The sequence below is a fragment of the Paenimyroides marinum genome (genome assembly GCF_900108395.1).
Classification (GTDB): domain Bacteria; phylum Bacteroidota; class Bacteroidia; order Flavobacteriales; family Flavobacteriaceae; genus Flavobacterium; species Flavobacterium marinum.
Map to the genome: position 1 here is coordinate 1 of NZ_FNXE01000017.1, position 21,603 is coordinate 21,603.

The following is a 21,603-nucleotide window of genomic DNA, read 5'->3' on the forward strand; positions in this document are numbered from 1 at the left end:
TGCTTAAATAGGCGTAAAACAACACTTTAACCAACATTCGTGGGTGGTAACTACTGGTGCCTCCGCCTTTGTATTGCTCAATTAAAGCATCCATATTTAATTGGTTGACTACTTCGTTAACCAATCGAACGGGATGGTTTTGAGGAATTTTATTAAAAATATCTTCAGAAAAAAGACTTGGACTATTGGCTGGTAGCGACTTAAAGCGTATTTTTGACTTGTTTATCATACGAGCTCAAGATACATATTTTGAGTGTATAAACACAAAAAAAATCCCGAAAATTTTCGGGATTTTTGCGTTTTGTGACTTTTTAGACAGCCTCTTTTTCTATACCGATTCTATCACATAATCCTTGTAAAAATCTTCTATTTCATCGAAAATTTTTAATAACTGGTTTGGGTCATCTTCTGTTACCAACCGTTGACGGTGTGCTTTAAAACCGTGAATGCCTTTGAAATAATTGGTATAATGACGACGCATTTCTACAATTCCCAATCGTTCGCCTTTCCATTCCATAGACCAGATCAGGTGGTTTTTAGCTGCTTCTAACCGGTCTTTCATCATAGGTGGAGCTAAGATCTCGCCTGTATTCAGGTAATGCTTAATCTCGTTAAAAATCCAAGGGTAACCAATTGCCGCCCGCCCGATCATCATTCCGTCCAACCCAAAACGTTCTTTGTATTCTTTTGCTTTTTGTGGAGAATCAATATCTCCGTTTCCAAAAATCGGAATCTGAATGCGAGGATTATTCTTAATCCGTTCAATATGTGTCCAATCACTGTGCCCTTTGTACATCTGGGCACGTGTTCTTGCGTGAATTGTTAAAGCCTGTACGCCAACATCCTGTAAACGTTCTGCCACTTCATCAATATTAATCGATTCATCATCCCAACCCAAACGCGTTTTAACAGTAACCGGCAAATTGGTACCGCTGATTACTGCTTTGGTTAAACGAACCATTAAATCAACATCTTTTAAAACTCCCGCTCCGGCTCCTTTACAAACTACTTTTTTTACGGGACAGCCAAAATTAATATCCACCAGATCGGGCTGTACGGTTTCTACAATTTTTGCCGAGAGTTGCATTGCTTCTTCATCACCGCCAAAAATCTGAATACCCACCGGACGTTCGTAATCAAAAATATCCAATTTCATTTTGCTTTTCATGGCATCGCGAATCAACCCTTCTGATGAAATAAATTCAGAATACATCATATCTGCACCGTGCATTTTACACAAACGGCGAAAAGGCGGATCGCTCACGTCTTCCATTGGTGCCAGCAACAGCGGGTGTTTGGGTAATTCTATTTTTCCTATCTTAATCATTCAATGAAATTTTCTGCAAAATTAATCTATTATTTTTAAAGTGAGAAATCTGGTTTTTAAGATTTCAATTTGGGCAAATAGCGTTCTTTAATAATATTTAAATGATGGATGTTATGCCCCACTATAAGTTTCCCGATGGTTTCTACCGATACTTCATTGCCGTTTGCCTTGCCTTTTTGGGTTAATTGTTCAGGGGTAAGTTTACTAAAAAAAACAAGCGACAGTAACCGGTTTAAATGAAACTCCTCAATAAGATCATTTAGCCTTTGTTGATTTGCCGTGCCGTTTTCCGCATACTGATTTTCATCAAATCCTGCAAGTCCCGTCGTGTCTTTCCGGGCAAATCGCAACGCTCTGTAATGAAATATTTTTTCGGTATCGGTTAAATGTTCCAGCAAGGTTTTTAACGACCATTTTCCATCGGCATACGCAAAATTACCTTGTTCTTCGGTCAACGATTGATAGATTTCTAATGTTTGATTAGAAACTATTTTTAGTTCTTCCAGCCAGTTTTCAAAAGGAATCAAATTCAGGTATTCTTGTATGTATTTTTCAAATTCAGTCATAATTGATGATTTTAAACTTAATATAGATTAACCGCTACTATTTTTGTTTTTTATACCTGTTGTGCATTTGGACAAAAATTCGTCAGTTCGAGTAAAAATCTGAAAGATTTTGTATCGGGAACTAAATAAAAAGACTTCTCGATACAAAATTTCTTCCACTTCATTACAGAAATCTCACTCGAAGTGACGTTAGTTGATATTTTTCGTTTCTTAAATGCACAACGAGTTTTTTTATATCTTTAGAAAAACAAATTAATAAACGATATGTCGAATATAGATTTTATTTTTGAAGAAAAAGCAGCCGATATAGGTAATTTTTTAGTAGGCCGGTTATTGCCTTTCAGACAAAAGCGCAACATTGGTCCATTTGTGTTTATCGACCACATGGGACCTGTAGAATTAGGAAGTGGCGAAAACCTTGATGTGGCACCGCATCCGCACATTGGCCTATCCACATTAACCTTTTTATTTGACGGAGCCATAAAGCATAAAGATAGTTTAGGGAACGATATTGTTATTGAACCCGGAGCGGTAAACTGGATGACTGCCGGAAAAGGCGTGGTACATTCTGAACGTACACCTGATTATTTGAGAACTGTTGATAAAAGTCTGCATGGTTTACAAATCTGGATCGCCTTGCCAAAAAATCTGGAAGTTATGGATCCTAATTTTGTTCATATCGATGCAAACGATTTACCTGTCTGGAAAGAAGATAACCTGGGTATGAAGCTCATAGCCGGTGAGTTTGAAGACAAAAAATCGGACGTGCCTGTTTACAGTAAATTGTATATGATTGAAATTAAGGCAAACAAAACACAAACCGTAAACTTAAAAAACCGGTTGTACGGCGAAAGCGGTTTGTATATTTTGGAAGGAAGCATTAAACACCAAAATAATGAATTTGGTGCGAAACAAATTTTAATTACTAAAGATGCCCATTTATGCGAATTTGAAATTACCGAGGGAACAACGGTATATTTGTTTGGTGGAGAACCTTTTCCCGAAGAACGGTTTATTTACTGGAATTTTGTATCGTCGTCAAGAGAAACAATAGAAGAAGCCAAACAAAAATGGGCGGCTCAAGAATTTCCCAAAGTTCCCGGAGAAACCGAGTTTGTTCCTTTGCCGGGAAGTAAGTATTAAAAAGCTGTTTCAAATGAAACAGCTTTTTGTCTTTAAAGTAATGAATTTAAAAAGCTTTGAATCAAAATAATTTCATCAGACTTAAAGTCAATGTTTTTCTGACTAATAAATTTTTTAAGTTCTTTAGAATGATTTGGAAACACCTTTTCTAAATCCTTACTTTTTTCTATTGGTGTAATAGTGTCTTCGAATTCAATAAAATATAAAGGCTTTTTCAATTTATATTCTGGCAATTTTTCCTGCTGATAACTGTTATAAGCTTCCTTATAAGGAATAAATTCAATTCTTTCTAATTTATAAATTGTAGTTTTCGCATCTTTCGTACCAACAACAAGTAAATATTCTTCTTTTTCAGTTTTATGTAGGTTATATTTTTTCAGTAGATATGTTCTTCCATCTTTAAAACTAAATGCTGTATTACTTTCTTTTGATAAACTAACAGTTTCTGTTACAGATTTTTTATATTCAAAAAAGCCTGTATAATTGTTGTACCTTAAATCGAAATATTGAGAACCACCATTTACAGTTGCTTCTCTAAAAGATTCATCTACATATTCAGAACCCTTTGTTTTTATTTTTTCGCGAGTAGTTATATTTACTAATGTTGCAGACATACCTGAAGCTTCTTGAAATGAATTATTGTTCTCTGCAAAACCATAACCACTAACTGGCGACTGAGCGTTTCCGTTTTCAACCATTGATAACAGGAATAATAGAAAGAGAGGTGTTTTTAAATTCATAATATTGTTATTTGTTTGATTGTTAATATAATAAATATACGACTTTTTTTTAAATTAATTGTGTTATTAAATAAAAGGACAATAAAAAATCTACCGAAAAAATAAACTATATTTGCACATTATGGCTTTTGGATTTATTGGAAAGATTTATAAAAGATTTTTTATAAAAAATGAGTAGACAACTTTAAGAGAAAAAGCCCGAATCAATTATTTTTTTAGACATTTTAGAAGGATGAAGAATATTAGAAATTTTTGTATTATCGCCCATATCGACCATGGCAAAAGTACCCTGGCAGATCGCTTGTTAGATGCCACACAAACCGTTACGGCACGCGAGGCACAGGCACAGTTGTTAGATAATATGGATCTGGAGCGCGAACGTGGCATCACGATTAAATCGCACGCCATACAAATGGAATACAACTATAAAGGCGAAACCTATATTTTAAACCTTATTGATACACCCGGGCACGTAGATTTCTCATACGAAGTTTCTCGTTCTATCGCTGCCTGTGAAGGTGCGTTGTTAATTGTTGATGCGGCACAAAGCATTCAGGCACAAACCATTTCTAACCTTTATCTTGCATTGGAAAACGATTTGGAAATTATTCCGGTGTTGAATAAAGTAGATTTACCATCGGCAAATCCTGAAGAAGTAAGCGACGATATTGTAGATTTGTTAGGTTGTAAGTTAGAAGACATTATCCACGCATCAGGAAAAACCGGTTTTGGTGTTGAAAATATCTTATCGGCAATTATCGAACGGGTTCCTGCTCCGAAAGGAAATCCGGAAGAACCCTTACAAGCATTGATTTTTGATTCTGTTTACAATCCGTTTCGTGGCATCGAAGTTATTTTCCGTGTGTTGAACGGAGAAATCAAAAAGAATCAGAAGATTAAATTCATGGCAACCGGCAATGAATATTATGCCGATGAAATTGGGACATTGAAATTAAACCAGGTTCCTAAACAAAAGATTTCAGCCGGTGATGTAGGTTATCTGATTTCAGGAATTAAAGAAGCAAAAGAAGTAAAAGTAGGCGACACCATTACCGATGCTTCAACTCCGACAAAAAATATGATTTCGGGATTTGAAGACGTAAAACCAATGGTCTTTGCTGGTATTTATCCTGTAGATACTGAAGATTACGAAGATTTACGTGCTTCGATGGAAAAATTGCAATTAAACGATGCCTCATTGGTTTTTCAGGCAGAAAGTTCAGCAGCATTAGGATTTGGTTTCCGTTGTGGATTTTTAGGAATGTTGCACATGGAAATTATTCAGGAACGTCTGGAACGTGAGTTTAACATGACCGTTATTACAACAGTTCCAAACGTATCGTACTTGGCATATACCAAAAAAGATCCTGATACACCGTTAATTGTAAACAATCCTTCCGATTTACCGGAGCCATCAAAATTAGACCGTGTAGAAGAACCTTTTATCAAAGCAACAATTATTACCAAGTCTGATTTTGTGGGACAAGTAATGAGTTTGTGTATCGAAAAACGTGGGCAAATCACAAACCAAACGTATTTGACTGAAAGCCGGGTGGAATTAAATTTCGATATGCCGTTAGCTGAAATTGTATTTGATTTTTACGACCGATTAAAAACGGTTTCTAAAGGATATGCTTCGTTTGACTACCACCCTATTGGATTGCGTCAGTCAAAATTAGTGCGCTTAGATGTGTTGTTAAACGGACAAAATGTTGATGCATTATCAGCCTTGATTCACGAAGACAATGCCTACCATATAGGTAAAAAAATGTGCGAAAAGCTAAGAGAATTAATACCACGTCAACAGTTTGACATTCCTATTCAGGCGGCAATCGGAGCTAAAATTATTGCACGTGAAACCATTAAAGCATTGCGTAAAGACGTTACCGCCAAATGTTACGGTGGTGATATTTCGCGTAAACGTAAATTGTTAGAGAAACAAAAAGCCGGTAAAAAACGTATGCGCCAAGTGGGGAATGTTGAAATTCCGCAATCGGCATTTATGGCTGTTTTAAAATTAAATGATTAATTTAGTTATTAGCCAATAGCTTTTAGAATAATAAAAAACGCATCAATTTATTGATGCGTTTTTTGGTTGTTTGTTGTTTATTTATATGAAAAAATTATTTAGCTTTCGTGAATTCTAAATTAACAATGAATTTTACATCTTTAGCAACCCCCATTCCTGTTGGGTCATAATTGATATTAAAAGCCGTTCTGTCAATGGTTGTGGTTGCCTGAAAACCTACTTTTTGGTTTCCTTGCCCGTCGTCTTTTAGTAAGCCACCATAAACCAAATCAAAAGTTACAGGTTTTGTAACGTCTTTAATGGTTAAGTTTCCACTTAATTTATAGTTTTTGCCGTCTTTTTTTATGGAAGTAGAAACAAATTTAATATCGTTATATTTTGCTGTGTCAAAAAAATCTGCCGAGCGTAAATGATCATCTCGCATTTGGACACCTGTATTTACCGAATTTGCATCAATTGTAAAATTAAATTTCGCAGACGTAATATCTTCATTAGTTAGTTCTAATGAACCGGTGTACTTATCCATCCTACCATCTACAAACGAAATCCCTAAATGACCAACTGAAAAGTTTAGAAACGAGTGGTATGAATCTACATTGTATTTTGTTTGAGCGAACGAAGCAACAGAAAACATAGTTGCAATAAATAATAAGGCTATTTTTTTCATGATGTTTTCATTTAATATTTAACTGAAACAAAATTAAAGAAAGCATTTTTCTTGCATATTAACCTACATTAAGAAAATAAAAAAAACAGTGTAAAAACTGTTTTTATTCATGATTATCTAAAATTGCATCGATTACATAATTATAATTCAGCAAATCGCGATCGTCTTCATTATATATTTTCTGCCATTTAAAGTCGGGAATAAAAATACGAGATGTGGCTTTGCCGTTCCATTCAACTTTTAATCCGTGTTTTTCTAAAACCGCAATAATCTTTTTAGCGACTTCTTTACTAACAACATCACTCTCGTTATTGATTTTCTGGAAACTGATATACAGCCCTTCACCCCGAACGGCACGCTCTAAATCCTGTCCGTGATAAAAACAATACCCTTCTGATTTTTCGTCATTGTCAATCAAGGCACGTTCCACTTCAGTAGCCTCGTATTCACCCTCGTCTGTGGTATATCCCGGATAGTGAAGCGCAATAATCTTAGATTCAGCTAATTCGTCAAAGGCTTCAATTAAACGCTGCGTGTGTGTTACAGATTCCCAAGATTTGCTTTCTTCTAAAAGACGATTATTTACATAATTAATCTGCTCCTGTGCCCATTCTTCAGAAATTTCGTCTTCAAAACCATTATCTTCGATTTCTTCGATGATATTGTTCTGAATCTCTTCTAAACTATAAAATCCTGAATGAACTTGTGTGTAAATAGAATCAAAAATAAACTGTTGATCTTCAGACATACCTTGTTTCATACAAATTTGCTTTTAAGCCTTTAACTGTTTTAAATTTTACAATACGAATATATTAATTCCATTTAAATATCAAATACTCGCAATAAAATTTTTACATTTTTTTTCATCTGTAAAACACCACTCGCTTAAAGATCATTCTACAAAGAAGTATTACCTTTGCAAATTCTAATCATTCAACAATGAACAAAGGATTAATTGCCCTGGCTTTTGGTGGCTTGGCTATTGGCATGACCGAATTTACCATGATGGGAATTTTGCAGGATATTGCCAAAGATCAACATATCGAGATTACCCAAGCTGCAAATTTTATCGCCTTATATGCCTTAGGCGTGGTAGTTGGCGCTCCTGTCTTAACCGTTTTTACAGGCAGAAAAGCTCCAAAAAGCGTATTGCTTTTCTTAATGTTATTGTTTGTTGTTTTTAACGGATTATTTGCTTTGGCACCTGAATACAACACCTTAGCAATAAGCCGGTTCATGTCAGGACTACCCCATGGTGCATTTTTTGGTGTGGGATCTGTTGTAGCGGCCCAATTAGCACAAAAGGGAAAAGAGGCACAGGCAATTGCCTTTATGTTTACAGGAATGACGATTGCTAACTTGGCAGGCGTTCCTTTGGGAACTTATATTGGACATCATTATTCCTGGCGAATCACTTATGGCATCATTGCCTTATTGGGTTTGGTTACCATTGCCGCGGTTTACTTCTGGCTTCCAAATTTAAATTCTAAAGCAACCGGCGACTTAAAACAACAATTGTCTTATTTTAAACAAGCAAAAGCGTGGCTTATTGTTTCTATCATTTCCATAGGTACCGGAGGATTGTTTTCATGGATCACTTATATCTCACCAATGGTCACAAAAGTAGGAAGTTTAGCCGAAGACCGTGTACCAATTATCATGGTTTTAGTTGGTTTAGGAATGTTTTTTGGAAATATTTTAGGAGGTAAACTTGCAGACACCTTCTCTCCTACTAAAGCGGTCATTTTTTGTTTCATGACCATGGCACTTACCCTTACTCTTGTTTTCTTTACTGCACACATCAGCTCATTGGCTTACTTAATGGCTTTTATAACAGGAATGGTTGCTTTTACGATTGGTTCTCCTTTACAAATGATTTTGATTAATTCGGCAAAAGGCTCAGAAAATATCGCAGCAGCAGCAGGGCAAGCCAGCTTTAACATTGGAAATACATTAGGAGCTTATTTTGGTGGAATCCCTATTACGCTGGGCTATGCTTATAATTCTCCTGTTTTAATTGGTGTGGGCATGACAACTACGGGTGCGTTACTGGCTTTTATCTACTTAAAACGATACCTTAAAAAGTAATTTTCTACATTTTATGTAGAAAAAATAACCATAATTTATTTTTTTAACATCTTAAACACCACTTTTCACAACATTATGCAATTGGCACAATGCTTGTCTTATAAAACATATAATTTTAAATATTAAAAGCTATGAAAAGTATTTTAAAAATTTTTGGGATTTTATGTTTATCAATTTTTGTTTTCACCTCGTGTAGTGATGATAACGATCCCGCTGACAGTGATTTCTTCATTGGAAGATATAACGGAAAAGTCACTTACACCTCTACCGATGAAAGCAAATCAAACGATAACGGACACGTACAGGTTATAAAAGTTGGAGATAAATACAATTTTTTATTTTCAGACAGTATTCCGGATATCACCGGAATTGAAATTGAAAAACATGAAAACACCGCAGTAATGATTGGATCTACTGAAACTCATTACATTAGAATCAATGCTGACAAGCTTGAAATTCTTTATCTAAAAGACGGTGCCACTTGGACGGCTGATGCCGACAGATAAGTAATAAGTAAAAACCAACCTAAAAAGGTTGGTTTCGTTTTAAATTCAAATTTCTTCCCAAAGCAAAACATGTTATTACAAAAGTGAGAATCGCAGGCAGAACCCATTCTAAATTAAATCGTGCCAATGGTAAAACGTTTAAAATGGCACTAAAGACCTCTTCATTAGGAAACCAGTTTACCAATACTCTGATAAACGAAATCAACATAGTTACGATTAACGTAATAAAATAAGGCTTTTGATTTTGAATTGTTTTTCCAAATAACAAAACCGATAATATGAGTACCAAAGTTACCGGATAAATAAAATTCAATAATGCCGCGGCATATTCAATAATTCCGTCAACACCAACAATTGCTAATAATGTTGATATAAGTGTAACTGTTATTACGCCTTCAATATATCCTAATTTACCATTTGTTAATCGCTCAAAGAAATTTGCCGCGCCTGCTGTTAACGCAATTGCTGTAGTTAAACACGCTAAAATCATTAAAATAGAAATAAGATAAATCCCGTTTACGCCAGAGTATTGTGTTGCAATATGTACTAATAATGACGATCGTGTAATTTCAGTTGGATCAGCCGATACGTGTGCACCCAAATAAAACAAACCGCCATAAACCAGAAGCATACAAACCGCCGAAAAAATAGCCGCTTTAACCACTACCTCTATTTTATCGTTTATATGTGTGTATCCTTTTCTATTGGCACCAGAAATTAATAAAACAGCAAAAATAAGTCCTGCCAAAACATCCATTGTTTGGTATCCTTCGTGAAAACCTACATAAAAACGGTCTTCAATTATTGTTGGAGGCAAATCAACCGTTGCACCTATAAATAATCCGGGAATAATTAATATCGCCAAAAACATCAACAATATCGGACCAAAAATTTTACCTAAAATTCCGGTAATCCAGTTTAATGAGAATGATGCCGTCATAACTGCCCCAAAGAACAATACACAAACCCAAACCGGTTGAGCATCGGGTAAAATGGGTTGTATTGCCACCTCAAAAACCGAAGCTCCCGAGCGAGGCAATGCAATTAACGGCCCAATACACAAAACGTTTACAAATGCCAGTAAATAGGCAAATTTAAGATTTGCACGTGCACCTAAATCAGTGAAATAATTACCTGAAACAGCCACAGCAAAAATAGCCAATACAGGAGCTAAAATGGCTGTTAACGAAAAACCTGTAAAGGTAGAAGTCCAATCAATTTTAGTTTGATATCCCAAATAAGCTGGCAGTAATAAATTACCGGCACCAAAGAACATAGCAAATAACGCCATTCCTAAGAAAAGAATGGTTTTACGTTTTCTCACATCCATTAATTTTTAAATTATGTTGGTTTACTTCAAACATAAACATTTTTTTTAACAAAACATTTACTTTTGTGTAATAAAATTATTTTTTTTCATAAAATGCTTATTCTTTGCTTTTCTTTCATTTTTTTATTCTTGATCATAAACTACCGGTTTTTGAAATAAATAATCATTCATTTTCACTTTTTCCAAACAAATTAGCATAATAAGGTAAGAATATTAGCTCTTTTATTACCATAAACATTTAACTTTGCACAAATTATTTTTTGGAAAAATGTACAGAAGTCATAATTGCGGCGAATTACGCATTGCCGATGTAAATAAAGAAGTTACTCTTGCGGGTTGGGTTCAAAAATCGCGCGATAAAGGTTTTATGATTTGGGTTGATTTACGTGACCGTTACGGAATTACCCAATTAATATTTGACGAATCCCGTACCGAAACATCGGTTATGGATGTGGCAAAATCGTTAGGTCGTGAATTTGTGGTTCAGGTTAAGGGGACGGTGATTGAACGCGAAGCTAAAAACGATAAAATTCCTACAGGTGCAATTGAAGTATTGGTAAAAGAATTAACCATTTTAAACGAATCGCAATTACCTCCGTTTACCATTGAAGACGAAACCGATGGCGGTGAAGATATCCGTATGAAATATCGTTATCTGGATATTCGTCGCAATCCGGTTAAAAACAGTTTATTATTCCGTCATAAAGTAACACAAGAAGTCCGCAATTACTTGTCAAACTTAGATTTTTGTGAAGTAGAGACACCTTATTTAATTAAATCTACTCCAGAAGGAGCACGTGATTTCGTGGTGCCGTCTCGTATGAATCCCGGGCAATTTTATGCCTTGCCGCAATCGCCACAAACATTCAAGCAATTATTGATGGTAGGAGGTATGGATAAATATTTCCAGATTGTGAAATGTTTCCGTGATGAAGATTTACGTGCCGACAGACAACCCGAATTTACACAAATCGACTGCGAAATGTCGTTCATTGAGCAAGAAGATATTTTAAACGTTTTTGAAGGATTAACCCGTCATCTATTACAAAAAATTCACAACATCGAAATTGAAAAATTTCCCCGTATGACTTTTGATGATGCGATGCGTACTTACGGAAACGACAAGCCGGATATTCGTTTTGGAATGAAATTCGGCGAATTAAACGCCGTAGCTCAACACAAAGAATTTGCCGTATTCAACAATGCGGAATTAGTAGTAGGTATAGCCGTTCCGGGTGCTGCAACATATACCCGTAAAGAAATCGATGCTTTGATTGATTGGGTGAAACGTCCACAAGTGGGAGCTTCGGGAATGGTTTATGTGAAATGTGAAGCAAACAATCAATACAAATCATCCGTCGACAAATTTTACGATCAGGAAGATTTGGCAAAATGGGCTGAAATTACCGGAGCTAATGAAGGTGATTTAATTTTAGTATTATCAGGACCGGCAAATAAAACCCGTGCACAGTTATCGGCATTGCGTATGGAATTAGGTAACCGCATGGGCTTGCGCAAACCAAATGAATTTGCACCTTTATGGGTTGTTGATTTCCCGCTATTGGAATGGGACGAAGAATCAGAACGTTTCCACGCCATGCACCACCCGTTTACCTCTCCAAAACCAGAAGATATGCACTTATTAGACACTGATCCGGGAAAAGTACGTGCCAATGCGTATGATTTGGTATTAAACGGTAACGAAATTGGTGGTGGATCAATCCGTATCCACGATAAAGAAACACAGGCATTAATGTTTAAACATTTAGGATTCACGCCAGAGCAAGCACAAGAGCAATTTGGTTTCTTAATGAACGCTTTTGAATATGGTGCACCACCACACGGAGGGTTAGCCTTTGGTTTAGACCGATTGACAGCGATTTTAGGAGGTCAGGAAACCATTCGCGATTTCATTGCTTTCCCTAAAAACAATTCAGGCCGGGATGTAATGATTGATGCTCCTGCGACCATTGACAACGCACAATTAGACGAATTGTCCATTTTATTGAATGTGAAATCATAAAACAAAAAAACTCCGGTAATAACCGGAGTTTTTTGTATCATAAACTTTTACATTTTATCAATTTCTTCCTGGGTTTGTTCCCATTCTTCCATTGTTTTTTCCAGATCGGTTTTCAATTTTTCGTACGCAGTAAACCATTTAGAATCGTTCATTAATTTTTCGTAATTTTCAGCTAATTCCGCATCGGCTTTTGTAATTTTCTTTTCCAGTTCTGTAATGGTGCTTTCTGCTTTGCTTAATTTATTATTCAGCGTTTTCAGGCGCTTTTGATCTTCATAAGAATAGTTTTTTTGTTTTTTTTCAACTTCTTTCTCTTTTGGTTTTCCGGGTTCTTTCTTCTGCTCAAAATCTCGCATATCATTTGCTTTTCGCTCTTCTAAAAAGTAATTGATATCGCCAAGATATTCTTTGATGCTTTGATCTTTAAATTCGTACACTTTATCGGTCATTCCCTGTAAAAAATCACGGTCATGCGAAACTAAAAGCAATGTTCCTTCATAATTCTTCAAAGCGGCTTTTAAAACGTTTTTTGATTTGATATCCAAGTGGTTCGTAGGCTCATCCATCAATAAAACGTTAATAGGTTTTAAAAGCAACATTGCCAGCGCCAAACGGTTGCGTTCACCACCTGAAAGAACTTTTACCTTTTTTTCTACATCGTCACCTCGGAAAAGAAACGCTCCAAGCATATCGCGTACTTTTGGTCGATTCGCATCTGTTGCTGCATCTAACATGGTATCTAACAACGTTTTTTCGCCATCTAAATATTCTGCCTGATTTTGGGCAAAATACCCCAACTGTACGTTGTGTCCAATTTTTATTGTTCCCGAAAAATCAAACTCGTTCATAATGGCTTTAATCAATGTTGATTTTCCCTGACCATTTTGCCCAACAAACGCAATTTTACTGCCACGTTCAATTAACAGATTAATATCTTTAAATATGGTTTTATCGCCGTAAGCTTTAGTAACGTGTTCCATCTCTAAGACCACTTTTCCGGGAGTGATTGAAACAGGAAATGAGATATTCATTACCGAATTATCATCTTCATCAACTTCGATACGCTCTACTTTGTCTAATTTTTTAATTAACGATTGAGCCATGGAAGCCTTGGTGGCTTTGTAACGAAATTTTTCAATCAGCTTTTCTGTTTCTTCAATCTTTTTTGCCTGATTTTTTTGGGCTGCCAATTGCATTTCCCGCATTTCTTCGCGCAGAACCAGATATTGTGAATACGGTTTATTAAAATCATAGATTTTACCTAATGAAATTTCTATGGTTCGATTGGTTACATTATCTAAAAACATTTTATCGTGAGATACCAAAACCACAGCTCCACCAAACGATTTTAAGAAATTCTCTAACCAGATAATGGATTCAATATCCAAGTGGTTGGTGGGCTCGTCTAAAAGCAGAATATCATTGTTTTGCAACAAAAGCTTTGCCAGTTCTATACGCATACGCCAACCGCCCGAAAAGGTATCTGTTTGCTTGTCAAAATCATTGCGTTTAAAACCCAATCCCATTAATATTTTTTCGGTATTTCCCTGGTATTGATAACCTCCTAAAATATCAAAAAGATGTGTCAAATCACTTACTTTATCAATTAAATCGTGATAAGATTCTGATTCGTAATCGGTCCGGGTAACTAATTCTTCATTGGTTTTCTCCAGCTGCTTTTCTACATTTAGAATTTCACCAAATGCCTGATACGCTTCTTGCAAAATGGTTCTTCCCTTCACAAAATCAATATCTTGTTTTAGGAAACCAATCTTAATTTCTTTATCAAATGCAATGGTTCCGGAGTCCGCCTCTGTTTCGCCGGACAAAATTTTAAGCATGGTAGATTTACCTGCTCCGTTTTTCCCAACCAATCCCACACGGTCACCGGCTCCCAGCCGAAACGTTACTTTTTCAAATAAATAATCTCCGTTAAACGATACGGATAAATCGTGTATATTAAGCATAATGCTATTTTATTAATTGCAGTTTTTTATAATATCTCGCCACATTGATATTAGCGTCCAAAGGTACGTTATTTTCGATATTCTGAATCAATTTATCAGCAAGATAAGGTCCTAAAAGCACGCCGCGCGTTCCCAAACCATTTAATATGTAAACATTTTGATGTTTGTAGTGAGATCCAACTAACGGACGACGGTCTTTTACTGTGGGACGTACACCTGCCACGTGATCTATTATTTCGTAATCACAATCAATCAGTGCTTCTAAACCGGCAATTAATTCTGACCTTGCCTCGGTTGTACGATCATCGGTTTTATCCTGCCAATTATACGTTGCTCCTACTTTATAAATATCGTTGCCCACAGGAATGATAAACACGGTTGCCTTTACAATAGATTTTAATTTTAGATCGGGAATTTTCACATACAACAATTCTCCTTTGGTTCCATCTAATGGCAAGTAATTAAAAAACGGATTGTTCTGCATAGAGAATCCTTCGGCAAATACAATCTGCTTTGCCCGAATGTGATTGTAAAGTACTTGTTCTTTTTCAATATGCAACACATTAAAATCAAAATGCTCCTTAATCAATAAATGATTTTGAAACAAATAATTCTGATATGATTGAACAAATTTCTTAACATCTAAATAGCCGGTATTATAAACTTCGCCAAAAAAATATTCGCTTTTTATATGTGGAATTTTTTCTGTTTTAAGTTGCGGATTTAAATAAGCAGTCGTTAAAGGATGATCGCACGCTAAAAACCAATTATTTTGTTCTTCAATACTTGCAAATTTTCGGTAAATCGGCAATCTGTGGTAGAATGTTTCATTTACCAAACGTTCTGTTTCCGGATAAAATACCTCTGCAAAGTCTAATTGTGCCTGCGATTCCCAAATAGATGTAAACCGTTTTAAAACCACCGGATTAAACATACCGCCTGCTACTTTTGACGATGTTCTTTTATCATCATCTAAAAGGACAAAGGTTTTACAATACCTGCGACACAAATGTGCCATACTTAAGCCTGCCAGACCTGCACCAACAATTATATAATCAACTTTCATATGTAGCTATTTTTTTGATCGGACATATGGAATCGCTTTATCCTTATTGGTGTTTGTTTTCAACAAACAATTTATTACAGCGATTTCATAGTAAAAAAAAACTCTTATCTAATTGATAAGAGTTTTATAAATTAAATTACAAAATTAGTAATTCCATAAATCATCTTCCAAATTACGGATTGATTCTTTAATGCGTTCTGCTTCTAAAAGCTGCATCATTGCATTTTCGCGAACATAATCGCTTATCTCTCTATCACCGTAAATGTTATCTGCCTTATAAATTGTAGCAGCAAATCTACGTGCATTTAATAAGTAATCGTAATTAGTTGACATTGCAGGGTTTTTCTCGTTATATGCATCAGCATTATATAAAGTTTCTCTTGCATCCGGGAAAAATATCCAGAACATTGGCACAGCCTGTTCAAAATCCTTCCCTTTAGAATAAATATCCGTAACTATTGGAGCAATTGCCAACAAACGGTATTTTAATTCGCCTGCATTACGGTCTAAATACCACATTCCTTTTATACGGTATTCTTTAACATCCGTAGGTCTTAGTTCAATTCTATCGATATATTGCTCATCAATCGTTCCTTCTAAAATATATTGATCAATTCCCTCTGCCAATGTATCTATACGGTAGAATTTTTCTTCCAATCTACTAACGTTCAATGGGTATTTAAAATCTTCATCATCATAAACTTTAGTTATTTTTCCACCCATTATAGCCTCTTTCAAAATATTGAAAAATGGTTTGCGATTATTAGTTTCTTCTAAAGGAAAATAATAAACCAAATTTTGTTTTTGATCTAAAGGCAACACTTCCCATACCATTTTTTCGAAAATCACATCACGTGGATTAACATACTCATACGGAATCGGCCCATCAGCTTTAGCGTAGATTCTTTCAATTGATTCATCACCAATCTCATCAGGAGACATCGCATTTAGTATATTATTCTGTGCGATCGAAATATTACTTACTGTTAGTGCGATAACCGCAAAACATAATTTTTTAAAATTCTTCATAATAAAACGATTTATAGTATTGTGAATGTTGCAGCAGATGCTTCTTTAATAGGCAAATTAACTCCGTCAATTTTTACTTTCATACTTGTTATAGTCACTTTATCTCCAGGTTTTAGTCTATCAACTTTAGATTGAGCCGATGCAGGCATTTTTCCGCCTCCTGATACACGCTCTGATCCCATACCCGGAAAAAAGATTACATATTCAGTAACTCTAAGTTTAACATCAAAATCAAAATCTTCCATCATTGCACCGATATCAGAATTCTTTAGATTGTTTGCTGAACCTTTTGCTTCTGCTGTTCCACGAATTGTTGCCTGTGGTCGTGGAATAGTTTTTACTCTGAATGTTTGTTTTGATGTTATAGCTTTACCGTCAGGCATTGTACCTGTTGCAGTAATTACAACCTCTTTGCCCCCTGTGGGAGTAAGCATATACTTGCCGTTACCCACTTTCTTCAATGCTCCGTTACTTGAAACAGCACTTACTTTATCAGAAGTAATACCTTCTACAGTAATTGAAATAGGGTTATCTAAACCTGCATAAACCACATTCATTTTATCAGCTGAAATAGTAGCTGAACTTGGGCGGCTTACAACTACATAGTTTGAGTTTTTCACATCTACCTCAAAAGACTCACCATCTTCGGTAAAATAGTATTTACCAGTAAATTTGTGTTCTCCTAAACCTGAAGCAACTGAAGTACCTTGTACCTGACCTCCTACAATTTGCGATTGAGGAATGGTATTTCCATTAACAACTACCTTATTAGGAACTGTTGAAGTATCGTAACGTCCTAAAACTACTGTATAGTTAATAGGCTCTCCCTGATAATACACTGCTTTGTCAGGAATTACCATTGCTTGGTAATTTCTCATTGAAGCTGCTTGTTTTAATGAATTACCTAAAAACAAATTATAAGCTTCATTTTCTAGTGTACGAACATCGTTTTGTAAAGACGATAAATACGCTAAAGAAGAGACAGCAGGATACCCTTTAAAATGGTAGTCCAAATATTCAATGGTTTTATTATCTTTATTTTTTACATCTTCCGTATTGAATTTATCATCTATACTTTGCTGTAAAATTTGAAACTTAGTATCGTCAGCTACGATAGCTTTGAAATCACTACGGTATTTTGCAAATTGATCTTTAATTTCCTTTCCTTTTGCAGATAACCCGTCGCCTTCGAACCAACCATAATCAATCCCTTGCCCTTTGTCCATTTGTTCAAAAGGCCAATCTCCTGTTTCTGGATCAAGTTTAAAACCTTTAGTAGCATCAGCTTTTAAGGATTCTAAATACGCATAAAATTCGTTAGAAAGTTTTTGTACTTCTTTTGCTCGATCAAATGCCTTACCATACTTTTCTGGTTCATCTCCAGCTTTTAATGCCAAACCATCAAACAATACTTGATTTGTACTTTCAGCCATTACCTTATTAGCTGCCTCAAACTTTTTGTTCATTAACCCAAAAGCGGTTAACACTTCTTTTGACATATTTAGTGCCATCATTGCAATGAACACTAAATACATCAGGTTAATCATCTTTTGTCTAGGACTTAATTTTCCTCCTGCCATGTCTAATTAGATTGTTTTAAAAGTTAATACTAATTAGCTGTTTTACCCATAGCAGATAACATTCCGCCATAAACTGCATTTAAAGTTGATAAATTTGATGTTAAAGACATCATCTGTTCTTTCAATTTTAAATTGTTCTCAGCTACTTCTCTGTTAATATCTGCATTTTTAGTAGCACTTTCTAACTGCACTTTATACATAGAATTTAAAGATTCTAATTGTTGAGCTGCCTGTGCCATTTCTTCTGCATATCTGTTTGAAGACGCAACTGTTTCAACAGTAGGAGCAATTCCTTTTGCGGCTGCTTCAAAGTTTTTAATGCTATCACGCAAACTCTCCATTAAGTTACCGTCGATTTTTGCTTCTTTTAAAATATTATCTAATTTTTCAGACAATAAACCTCTTTCCATCGTAGGTTGTTGCACTGCAACTGCGCTTTGTGTTGAAGCTGCCGCATAAACAGGGGCTGAAGAAGTTTGTATTTGAACCGGTTGTGATCCGCCAACAGCTGTTGTAGCTACCGTACCGGTTACGCCAACATTACCTGCTACTTGCATAGCTCTGGGAGCTCCACCTTTTAATTCAGGGTAAACTCTTGCCCAATCTAAATCTTCTTCGTGTTCAAAAGCTGAAATCGCGAATATAATTGCTTCTACTAATAACCCAACGGTTAGCATATTGTTACCATTTAAAGGTCCAAACTCCATGTGCGTAATTTTAAATAATGCACCAATGATTACTACCGATGCTCCCATTCCGTAGCAGAATGTCATTACTTTTTTAGGTATAGCCATCTTATCTTAATATTTAATTTTTAGTTAGTTTATGTAATTATGTAATTTTATTTGTTTTATTATTTTGCATTTCTACCACTTTGTGGTGCTTTTGCTTCGTTTAACAATCCCGGTCCTGGTGCTGAAACCACTGTTCTGAATCCGATGTAACAACGAGCTGAGTCTGCTACTTCTTTATCTCGTGTTGCCACTTGCAAGAAGTAATGTGGATCTCTCCAAGAACCTCCACGAACAACTCTTAACGGATTTGATGCTGTGGTTCTGTCTTTAGGTTTTAAACCAGCCTGCATAATGTACGTTGATTCATCATAAGGTGTATCCGTCCATTCTGCAACGTTACCAGCCATGTTATATAAGTTGTAACCGTTTGGTTTGTAAGAACGTGCTTCTGCTGTATATAAAGCTCCATCTATTGCATAGTCCCCTCTGTCTGGTTTAAAGTTTGCCAGGAAACAAGCTTTTTCATCTGTAGTATAAGGTCCACCCCAAGGATACATTGCGTTTTTAAGACCGCCACGAGCTGCATATTCCCATTCTGATTCACTCGGAACGCGGTATTCATATAAGCTATGGTTCATCTTGCGGTCAGCGTGGTATGCTTTTTTATATAATGTTCTCCAAGCGGCGAAAGCTTTAGCCTGGTGCTGTGTTACTCCTACCACCGGATATTCGCCATAGGCTTCGTGCCAGAAATATTCTTTAAACATGGGTTCGTTATAAGAATAATTGAAATTTTTAACCCAGGTGGTTGTATCAGGATAAACATTTACAATTTCTGTTTTTAAATATTTTGCCTGACGGTTTCTAACATCGTTAGAATCATCATTTACATATGCTCTTTCGTCCCACCATGAATATTTAAAGTTCAATTTATTAACATCGAAACTTACCATACCGTTAATGTTTTGGTTTGCCGGAATGTATAATGAATCCATAACCTCTACATAATATTCATCCGGGTAACGACGCGGATCGGTAATTAATCGTACTTTTTTATTTAAACGACGACCGGCATATTCGTCATCATCCATTGCCATACTGTAATAGTTATCGTACATATAACGGTCATAAGCACTTTGATTTTGATTTAAAGAAGGATCTTCAACTTCTTGAAATGCAAACGCTCCAATTCCTCCTGCTGTTTGATCCATTCCCATATCATCTGCCATAATCGCTAAACGGGTTCTTATGATAGAATCCTTGACAAACTCAACAAACTTGCGGTACTGGTTGTTTGTAACTTCCGTTTCATCCATATACATAGAACCAATAGTAACTTCGCGCGTTGGTGCATCTTGTGCTCCAAGTAAATCTTCGTGAGTTTTACCCATTGTAAAAGATCCACCCGGAATAAAAGCCATTCCCTGTGGCTTTTCGGTAATCCAGCGTTTCCCTTGTACTCCATCTAGTAGCTCTCCTCTGTCTCCAGAACCACAACTGAACAATAACGAGACAACCGCAGAAAGTGTAATGAACTTCTTCATATATTAATTGGGGTTTTATTTTAAAAATTATTCAAAGCGTAAACCTATTTAATTATTTTTAAATATACAACGAAATCTTAAAAAAAAATTTAATTTATATTTAACAATTATATTTATTTGCGTTATCAACCTAACAATTTTTTATTTGCACGCCACCATCTGTCGGGCACAATATTTTCTAAAGACTGCTTGTAATCATCATAACTACAAGGAAATAACATTTTACGGTTACTGTCTTCCAGACTGTTTATTTCGATCCACCAGCGTTCAGAAACATCGCTTTTAAAGAAAACAAGTTCCTGTTCTTCTAATGGAACAATATATTTTAAATAGGTTGATTTGCTAATATAAGGATATTCATTCATTCGAAAATTATATCCTTCAACAAAATACCATAAAATTTGAGTAATTAGCAAACTTTTTTGCGATATATTATCGATATTAAAAATACCAAAACTACTTACCCGATCGCTTAATCCGGCGTAACGAGCTAATACACAGATTTCTCGACCATCAAAACCATTGGGATTAAAATGTGAAAAATATCCCAAATCAGACGATTTTACAGCATTAATATCTAAACTTACAATATCTGCATCACGTAAAACAGGCTCCGATATTTTAACATTTGAAATGATTTCGCCCAAACGATAGGCCTCAAAATACATTTTATCTATCAAATCGATTTCTTCCTGTGAATTGAAATAGGTTTGGTAACCTAACGTACTAAAATTATGCAAATTATTGGGTGCTTCCATAATTATCCGGGTCATAAAATTTTCTGACGGATTTTCTACATCGGCAATCACATCTATTTTATTATCGATACACACCAAATTTACGTTTTGTTCCAGGGTATCGTATCCGCGATACATTCCGTACGTAATATCCTGCGAACCGCCTATGATTATTGGCAATATGTTCTGCTTGACCAAATCGGCAACCAGCATTTTTACGGCAACATACGTATCTTCGATAGATTCTCCGGCTTCGATTGTACCTAAATCGACTAATTTTTTGGTCCAGTTACCCGGAAAAAGTTGGTAAAAATTTGTTCTAAATTCATCAAAAGCAACTTTTTCTGTAATGTTTGACGAACCTCTGTTTTCTTTTACAGTGATTAGAGCCAGATCTACTTTATCCATGTGGGGAAACGAGCCTACAGTATGCACACCAATAGTCCTGCCTAACGAATGTTTTGGCAAGGTACTGATGAATTGTTCTAATTCTGCCGATACGGGTTTTAAAATCTCGTACATCATCT

18 protein-coding genes and 1 pseudogene are annotated in these 21,603 nt (G+C 35.6%); 5 read left to right on the top strand and 14 right to left on the bottom strand.

Going from position 1 to position 21,603, the window contains the following annotated elements; genetic code table 11:
- The 3 genes and pseudogenes from BLW20_RS14965 to BLW20_RS06985 form a co-directional block, all read right to left on the bottom strand.
- A pseudogene (locus BLW20_RS14965) lies at positions 1-229 on the bottom strand (IS5/IS1182 family transposase); the annotation flags it as partial.
- A gap of 99 nt (positions 230-328) precedes the next feature.
- Positions 329-1,327, bottom strand: a complete 999-nt coding sequence (gene dusB, locus BLW20_RS06980; RefSeq protein WP_091098092.1) for a tRNA dihydrouridine synthase DusB — start codon at positions 1,325-1,327, stop codon at positions 329-331.
- Between the two features lie 56 nt (positions 1,328-1,383).
- Complete coding sequence (locus BLW20_RS06985; RefSeq protein WP_091098094.1) at positions 1,384-1,893, bottom strand: DinB family protein; 510 nt, start codon at positions 1,891-1,893, stop codon at positions 1,384-1,386.
- Between the two features lie 264 nt (positions 1,894-2,157).
- On the opposite strand from BLW20_RS06985, the gene BLW20_RS06990 reads away from it, so the two are divergent.
- Positions 2,158-3,036, top strand: a complete 879-nt coding sequence (locus tag BLW20_RS06990; RefSeq protein ID WP_091098096.1) for a pirin family protein — start codon at positions 2,158-2,160, stop codon at positions 3,034-3,036.
- 32 nt (positions 3,037-3,068) lie between these two features.
- Here BLW20_RS06990 and BLW20_RS06995 read toward each other — a convergent pair whose 3' ends face one another.
- Positions 3,069-3,776, bottom strand: coding sequence for a hypothetical protein (locus BLW20_RS06995; protein ID WP_143037749.1), 708 nt, complete (start codon positions 3,774-3,776; stop codon positions 3,069-3,071).
- 232 nt (positions 3,777-4,008) lie between these two features.
- Here BLW20_RS06995 and lepA point away from each other — a divergent pair, with 232 nt between their 5' ends.
- Positions 4,009-5,805 (top strand): translation elongation factor 4, encoded by a 1,797-nt coding sequence (gene lepA / locus BLW20_RS07000; RefSeq protein ID WP_091098102.1) that lies wholly within the window; start codon positions 4,009-4,011, stop codon positions 5,803-5,805.
- 94 nt (positions 5,806-5,899) lie between these two features.
- Here the strand turns inward: lepA and BLW20_RS07005 are convergent, their stop codons facing one another.
- Both BLW20_RS07005 and BLW20_RS07010 read right to left on the bottom strand, forming a co-directional pair.
- Positions 5,900-6,472, bottom strand: a complete 573-nt coding sequence (locus BLW20_RS07005; RefSeq protein WP_091098106.1) for a YceI family protein — start codon at positions 6,470-6,472, stop codon at positions 5,900-5,902.
- Positions 6,473-6,575: 103 nt separating this feature from the next.
- Positions 6,576-7,232, bottom strand: coding sequence for a DUF6891 domain-containing protein (locus BLW20_RS07010; RefSeq protein ID WP_245725289.1), 657 nt, complete (start codon positions 7,230-7,232; stop codon positions 6,576-6,578).
- 179 nt (positions 7,233-7,411) lie between these two features.
- Here BLW20_RS07010 and BLW20_RS07015 point away from each other — a divergent pair, with 179 nt between their 5' ends.
- Both BLW20_RS07015 and BLW20_RS07020 read left to right on the top strand, forming a co-directional pair.
- Positions 7,412-8,560 (top strand): MFS transporter, encoded by a 1,149-nt coding sequence (locus tag BLW20_RS07015; protein WP_091098113.1) that lies wholly within the window; start codon positions 7,412-7,414, stop codon positions 8,558-8,560.
- A gap of 131 nt (positions 8,561-8,691) precedes the next feature.
- The gene (locus tag BLW20_RS07020) at positions 8,692-9,066 is read left to right on the top strand and encodes a hypothetical protein (RefSeq protein WP_091098117.1); all 375 of its coding nucleotides are present in this window, start codon (positions 8,692-8,694) and stop codon (positions 9,064-9,066) included.
- Between the two features lie 19 nt (positions 9,067-9,085).
- On the opposite strand, the gene BLW20_RS07025 is transcribed toward BLW20_RS07020, so the two are convergent.
- Complete coding sequence (locus tag BLW20_RS07025; RefSeq protein WP_177165049.1) at positions 9,086-10,390, bottom strand: branched-chain amino acid transport system II carrier protein; 1,305 nt, start codon at positions 10,388-10,390, stop codon at positions 9,086-9,088.
- Positions 10,391-10,664: 274 nt separating this feature from the next.
- On the opposite strand from BLW20_RS07025, the gene aspS reads away from it, so the two are divergent.
- Positions 10,665-12,419 (top strand): aspartate--tRNA ligase, encoded by a 1,755-nt coding sequence (gene aspS, locus BLW20_RS07030; RefSeq protein WP_091098124.1) that lies wholly within the window; start codon positions 10,665-10,667, stop codon positions 12,417-12,419.
- 47 nt (positions 12,420-12,466) lie between these two features.
- Here the strand turns inward: aspS and BLW20_RS07035 are convergent, their stop codons facing one another.
- From BLW20_RS07035 to BLW20_RS07065, 7 genes are all read right to left on the bottom strand, one after another.
- Positions 12,467-14,386 (bottom strand): ABC-F family ATP-binding cassette domain-containing protein, encoded by a 1,920-nt coding sequence (locus BLW20_RS07035; protein ID WP_091098127.1) that lies wholly within the window; start codon positions 14,384-14,386, stop codon positions 12,467-12,469.
- Positions 14,387-14,390: 4 nt separating this feature from the next.
- Positions 14,391-15,452, bottom strand: coding sequence for an NAD(P)/FAD-dependent oxidoreductase (locus BLW20_RS07040; protein WP_091098130.1), 1,062 nt, complete (start codon positions 15,450-15,452; stop codon positions 14,391-14,393).
- 144 nt (positions 15,453-15,596) lie between these two features.
- Positions 15,597-16,481: a type IX secretion system ring subunit PorN/GldN gene (gene porN / locus BLW20_RS07045; protein ID WP_091098134.1), complete on the bottom strand. Its 885-nt coding sequence runs from the start codon at positions 16,479-16,481 to the stop codon at positions 15,597-15,599.
- Between the two features lie 11 nt (positions 16,482-16,492).
- Positions 16,493-18,061, bottom strand: a complete 1,569-nt coding sequence (gene porM, locus BLW20_RS07050) for a type IX secretion system motor protein PorM/GldM (RefSeq protein WP_091098138.1) — start codon at positions 18,059-18,061, stop codon at positions 16,493-16,495.
- 29 nt (positions 18,062-18,090) lie between these two features.
- Positions 18,091-18,855: a type IX secretion system motor protein PorL/GldL gene (gene porL / locus BLW20_RS07055; protein ID WP_091098141.1), complete on the bottom strand. Its 765-nt coding sequence runs from the start codon at positions 18,853-18,855 to the stop codon at positions 18,091-18,093.
- A 59-nt stretch (positions 18,856-18,914) separates the two neighbouring features.
- Complete coding sequence (gene porK / locus BLW20_RS07060; RefSeq protein ID WP_091098144.1) at positions 18,915-20,339, bottom strand: T9SS ring complex lipoprotein PorK/GldK; 1,425 nt, start codon at positions 20,337-20,339, stop codon at positions 18,915-18,917.
- Between the two features lie 125 nt (positions 20,340-20,464).
- Positions 20,465-21,601 (bottom strand): formimidoylglutamase, encoded by a 1,137-nt coding sequence (locus tag BLW20_RS07065; RefSeq protein WP_091098146.1) that lies wholly within the window; start codon positions 21,599-21,601, stop codon positions 20,465-20,467.
- Positions 21,602-21,603: the final 2 nt, after the last annotated feature.

What these genes read in the sequence shown, in the direction of transcription:
- BLW20_RS07035 (WP_091098127.1), bottom strand. Translation starts at nt 14,386, where the DNA reads ATGCTTAATATACACGATTTATCCGTATCGTTTAACGGAGATTATTTA.
- BLW20_RS07015 (WP_091098113.1), top strand. Translation starts at nt 7,412, where the DNA reads ATGAACAAAGGATTAATTGCCCTGGCTTTTGGTGGCTTGGCTATTGGC.
- dusB (WP_091098092.1), bottom strand. Translation starts at nt 1,327, where the DNA reads ATGATTAAGATAGGAAAAATAGAATTACCCAAACACCCGCTGTTGCTG.
- porM (WP_091098138.1), bottom strand. Translation starts at nt 18,061, where the DNA reads ATGGCAGGAGGAAAATTAAGTCCTAGACAAAAGATGATTAACCTGATG.
- porK (WP_091098144.1), bottom strand. Translation starts at nt 20,339, where the DNA reads ATGAAGAAGTTCATTACACTTTCTGCGGTTGTCTCGTTATTGTTCAGT.
- BLW20_RS07020 (WP_091098117.1), top strand. Translation starts at nt 8,692, where the DNA reads ATGAAAAGTATTTTAAAAATTTTTGGGATTTTATGTTTATCAATTTTT.
- BLW20_RS07010 (WP_245725289.1), bottom strand. Translation starts at nt 7,232, where the DNA reads ATGAAACAAGGTATGTCTGAAGATCAACAGTTTATTTTTGATTCTATT.
- aspS (WP_091098124.1), top strand. Translation starts at nt 10,665, where the DNA reads ATGTACAGAAGTCATAATTGCGGCGAATTACGCATTGCCGATGTAAAT.
- BLW20_RS06995 (WP_143037749.1), bottom strand. Translation starts at nt 3,776, where the DNA reads ATGAATTTAAAAACACCTCTCTTTCTATTATTCCTGTTATCAATGGTT.
- BLW20_RS06990 (WP_091098096.1), top strand. Translation starts at nt 2,158, where the DNA reads ATGTCGAATATAGATTTTATTTTTGAAGAAAAAGCAGCCGATATAGGT.
- BLW20_RS07005 (WP_091098106.1), bottom strand. Translation starts at nt 6,472, where the DNA reads ATGAAAAAAATAGCCTTATTATTTATTGCAACTATGTTTTCTGTTGCT.
- BLW20_RS06985 (WP_091098094.1), bottom strand. Translation starts at nt 1,893, where the DNA reads ATGACTGAATTTGAAAAATACATACAAGAATACCTGAATTTGATTCCT.
- BLW20_RS07040 (WP_091098130.1), bottom strand. Translation starts at nt 15,452, where the DNA reads ATGAAAGTTGATTATATAATTGTTGGTGCAGGTCTGGCAGGCTTAAGT.
- porL (WP_091098141.1), bottom strand. Translation starts at nt 18,855, where the DNA reads ATGGCTATACCTAAAAAAGTAATGACATTCTGCTACGGAATGGGAGCA.
- lepA (WP_091098102.1), top strand. Translation starts at nt 4,009, where the DNA reads ATGAAGAATATTAGAAATTTTTGTATTATCGCCCATATCGACCATGGC.
- BLW20_RS07065 (WP_091098146.1), bottom strand. Translation starts at nt 21,601, where the DNA reads ATGATGTACGAGATTTTAAAACCCGTATCGGCAGAATTAGAACAATTC.
- porN (WP_091098134.1), bottom strand. Translation starts at nt 16,481, where the DNA reads ATGAAGAATTTTAAAAAATTATGTTTTGCGGTTATCGCACTAACAGTA.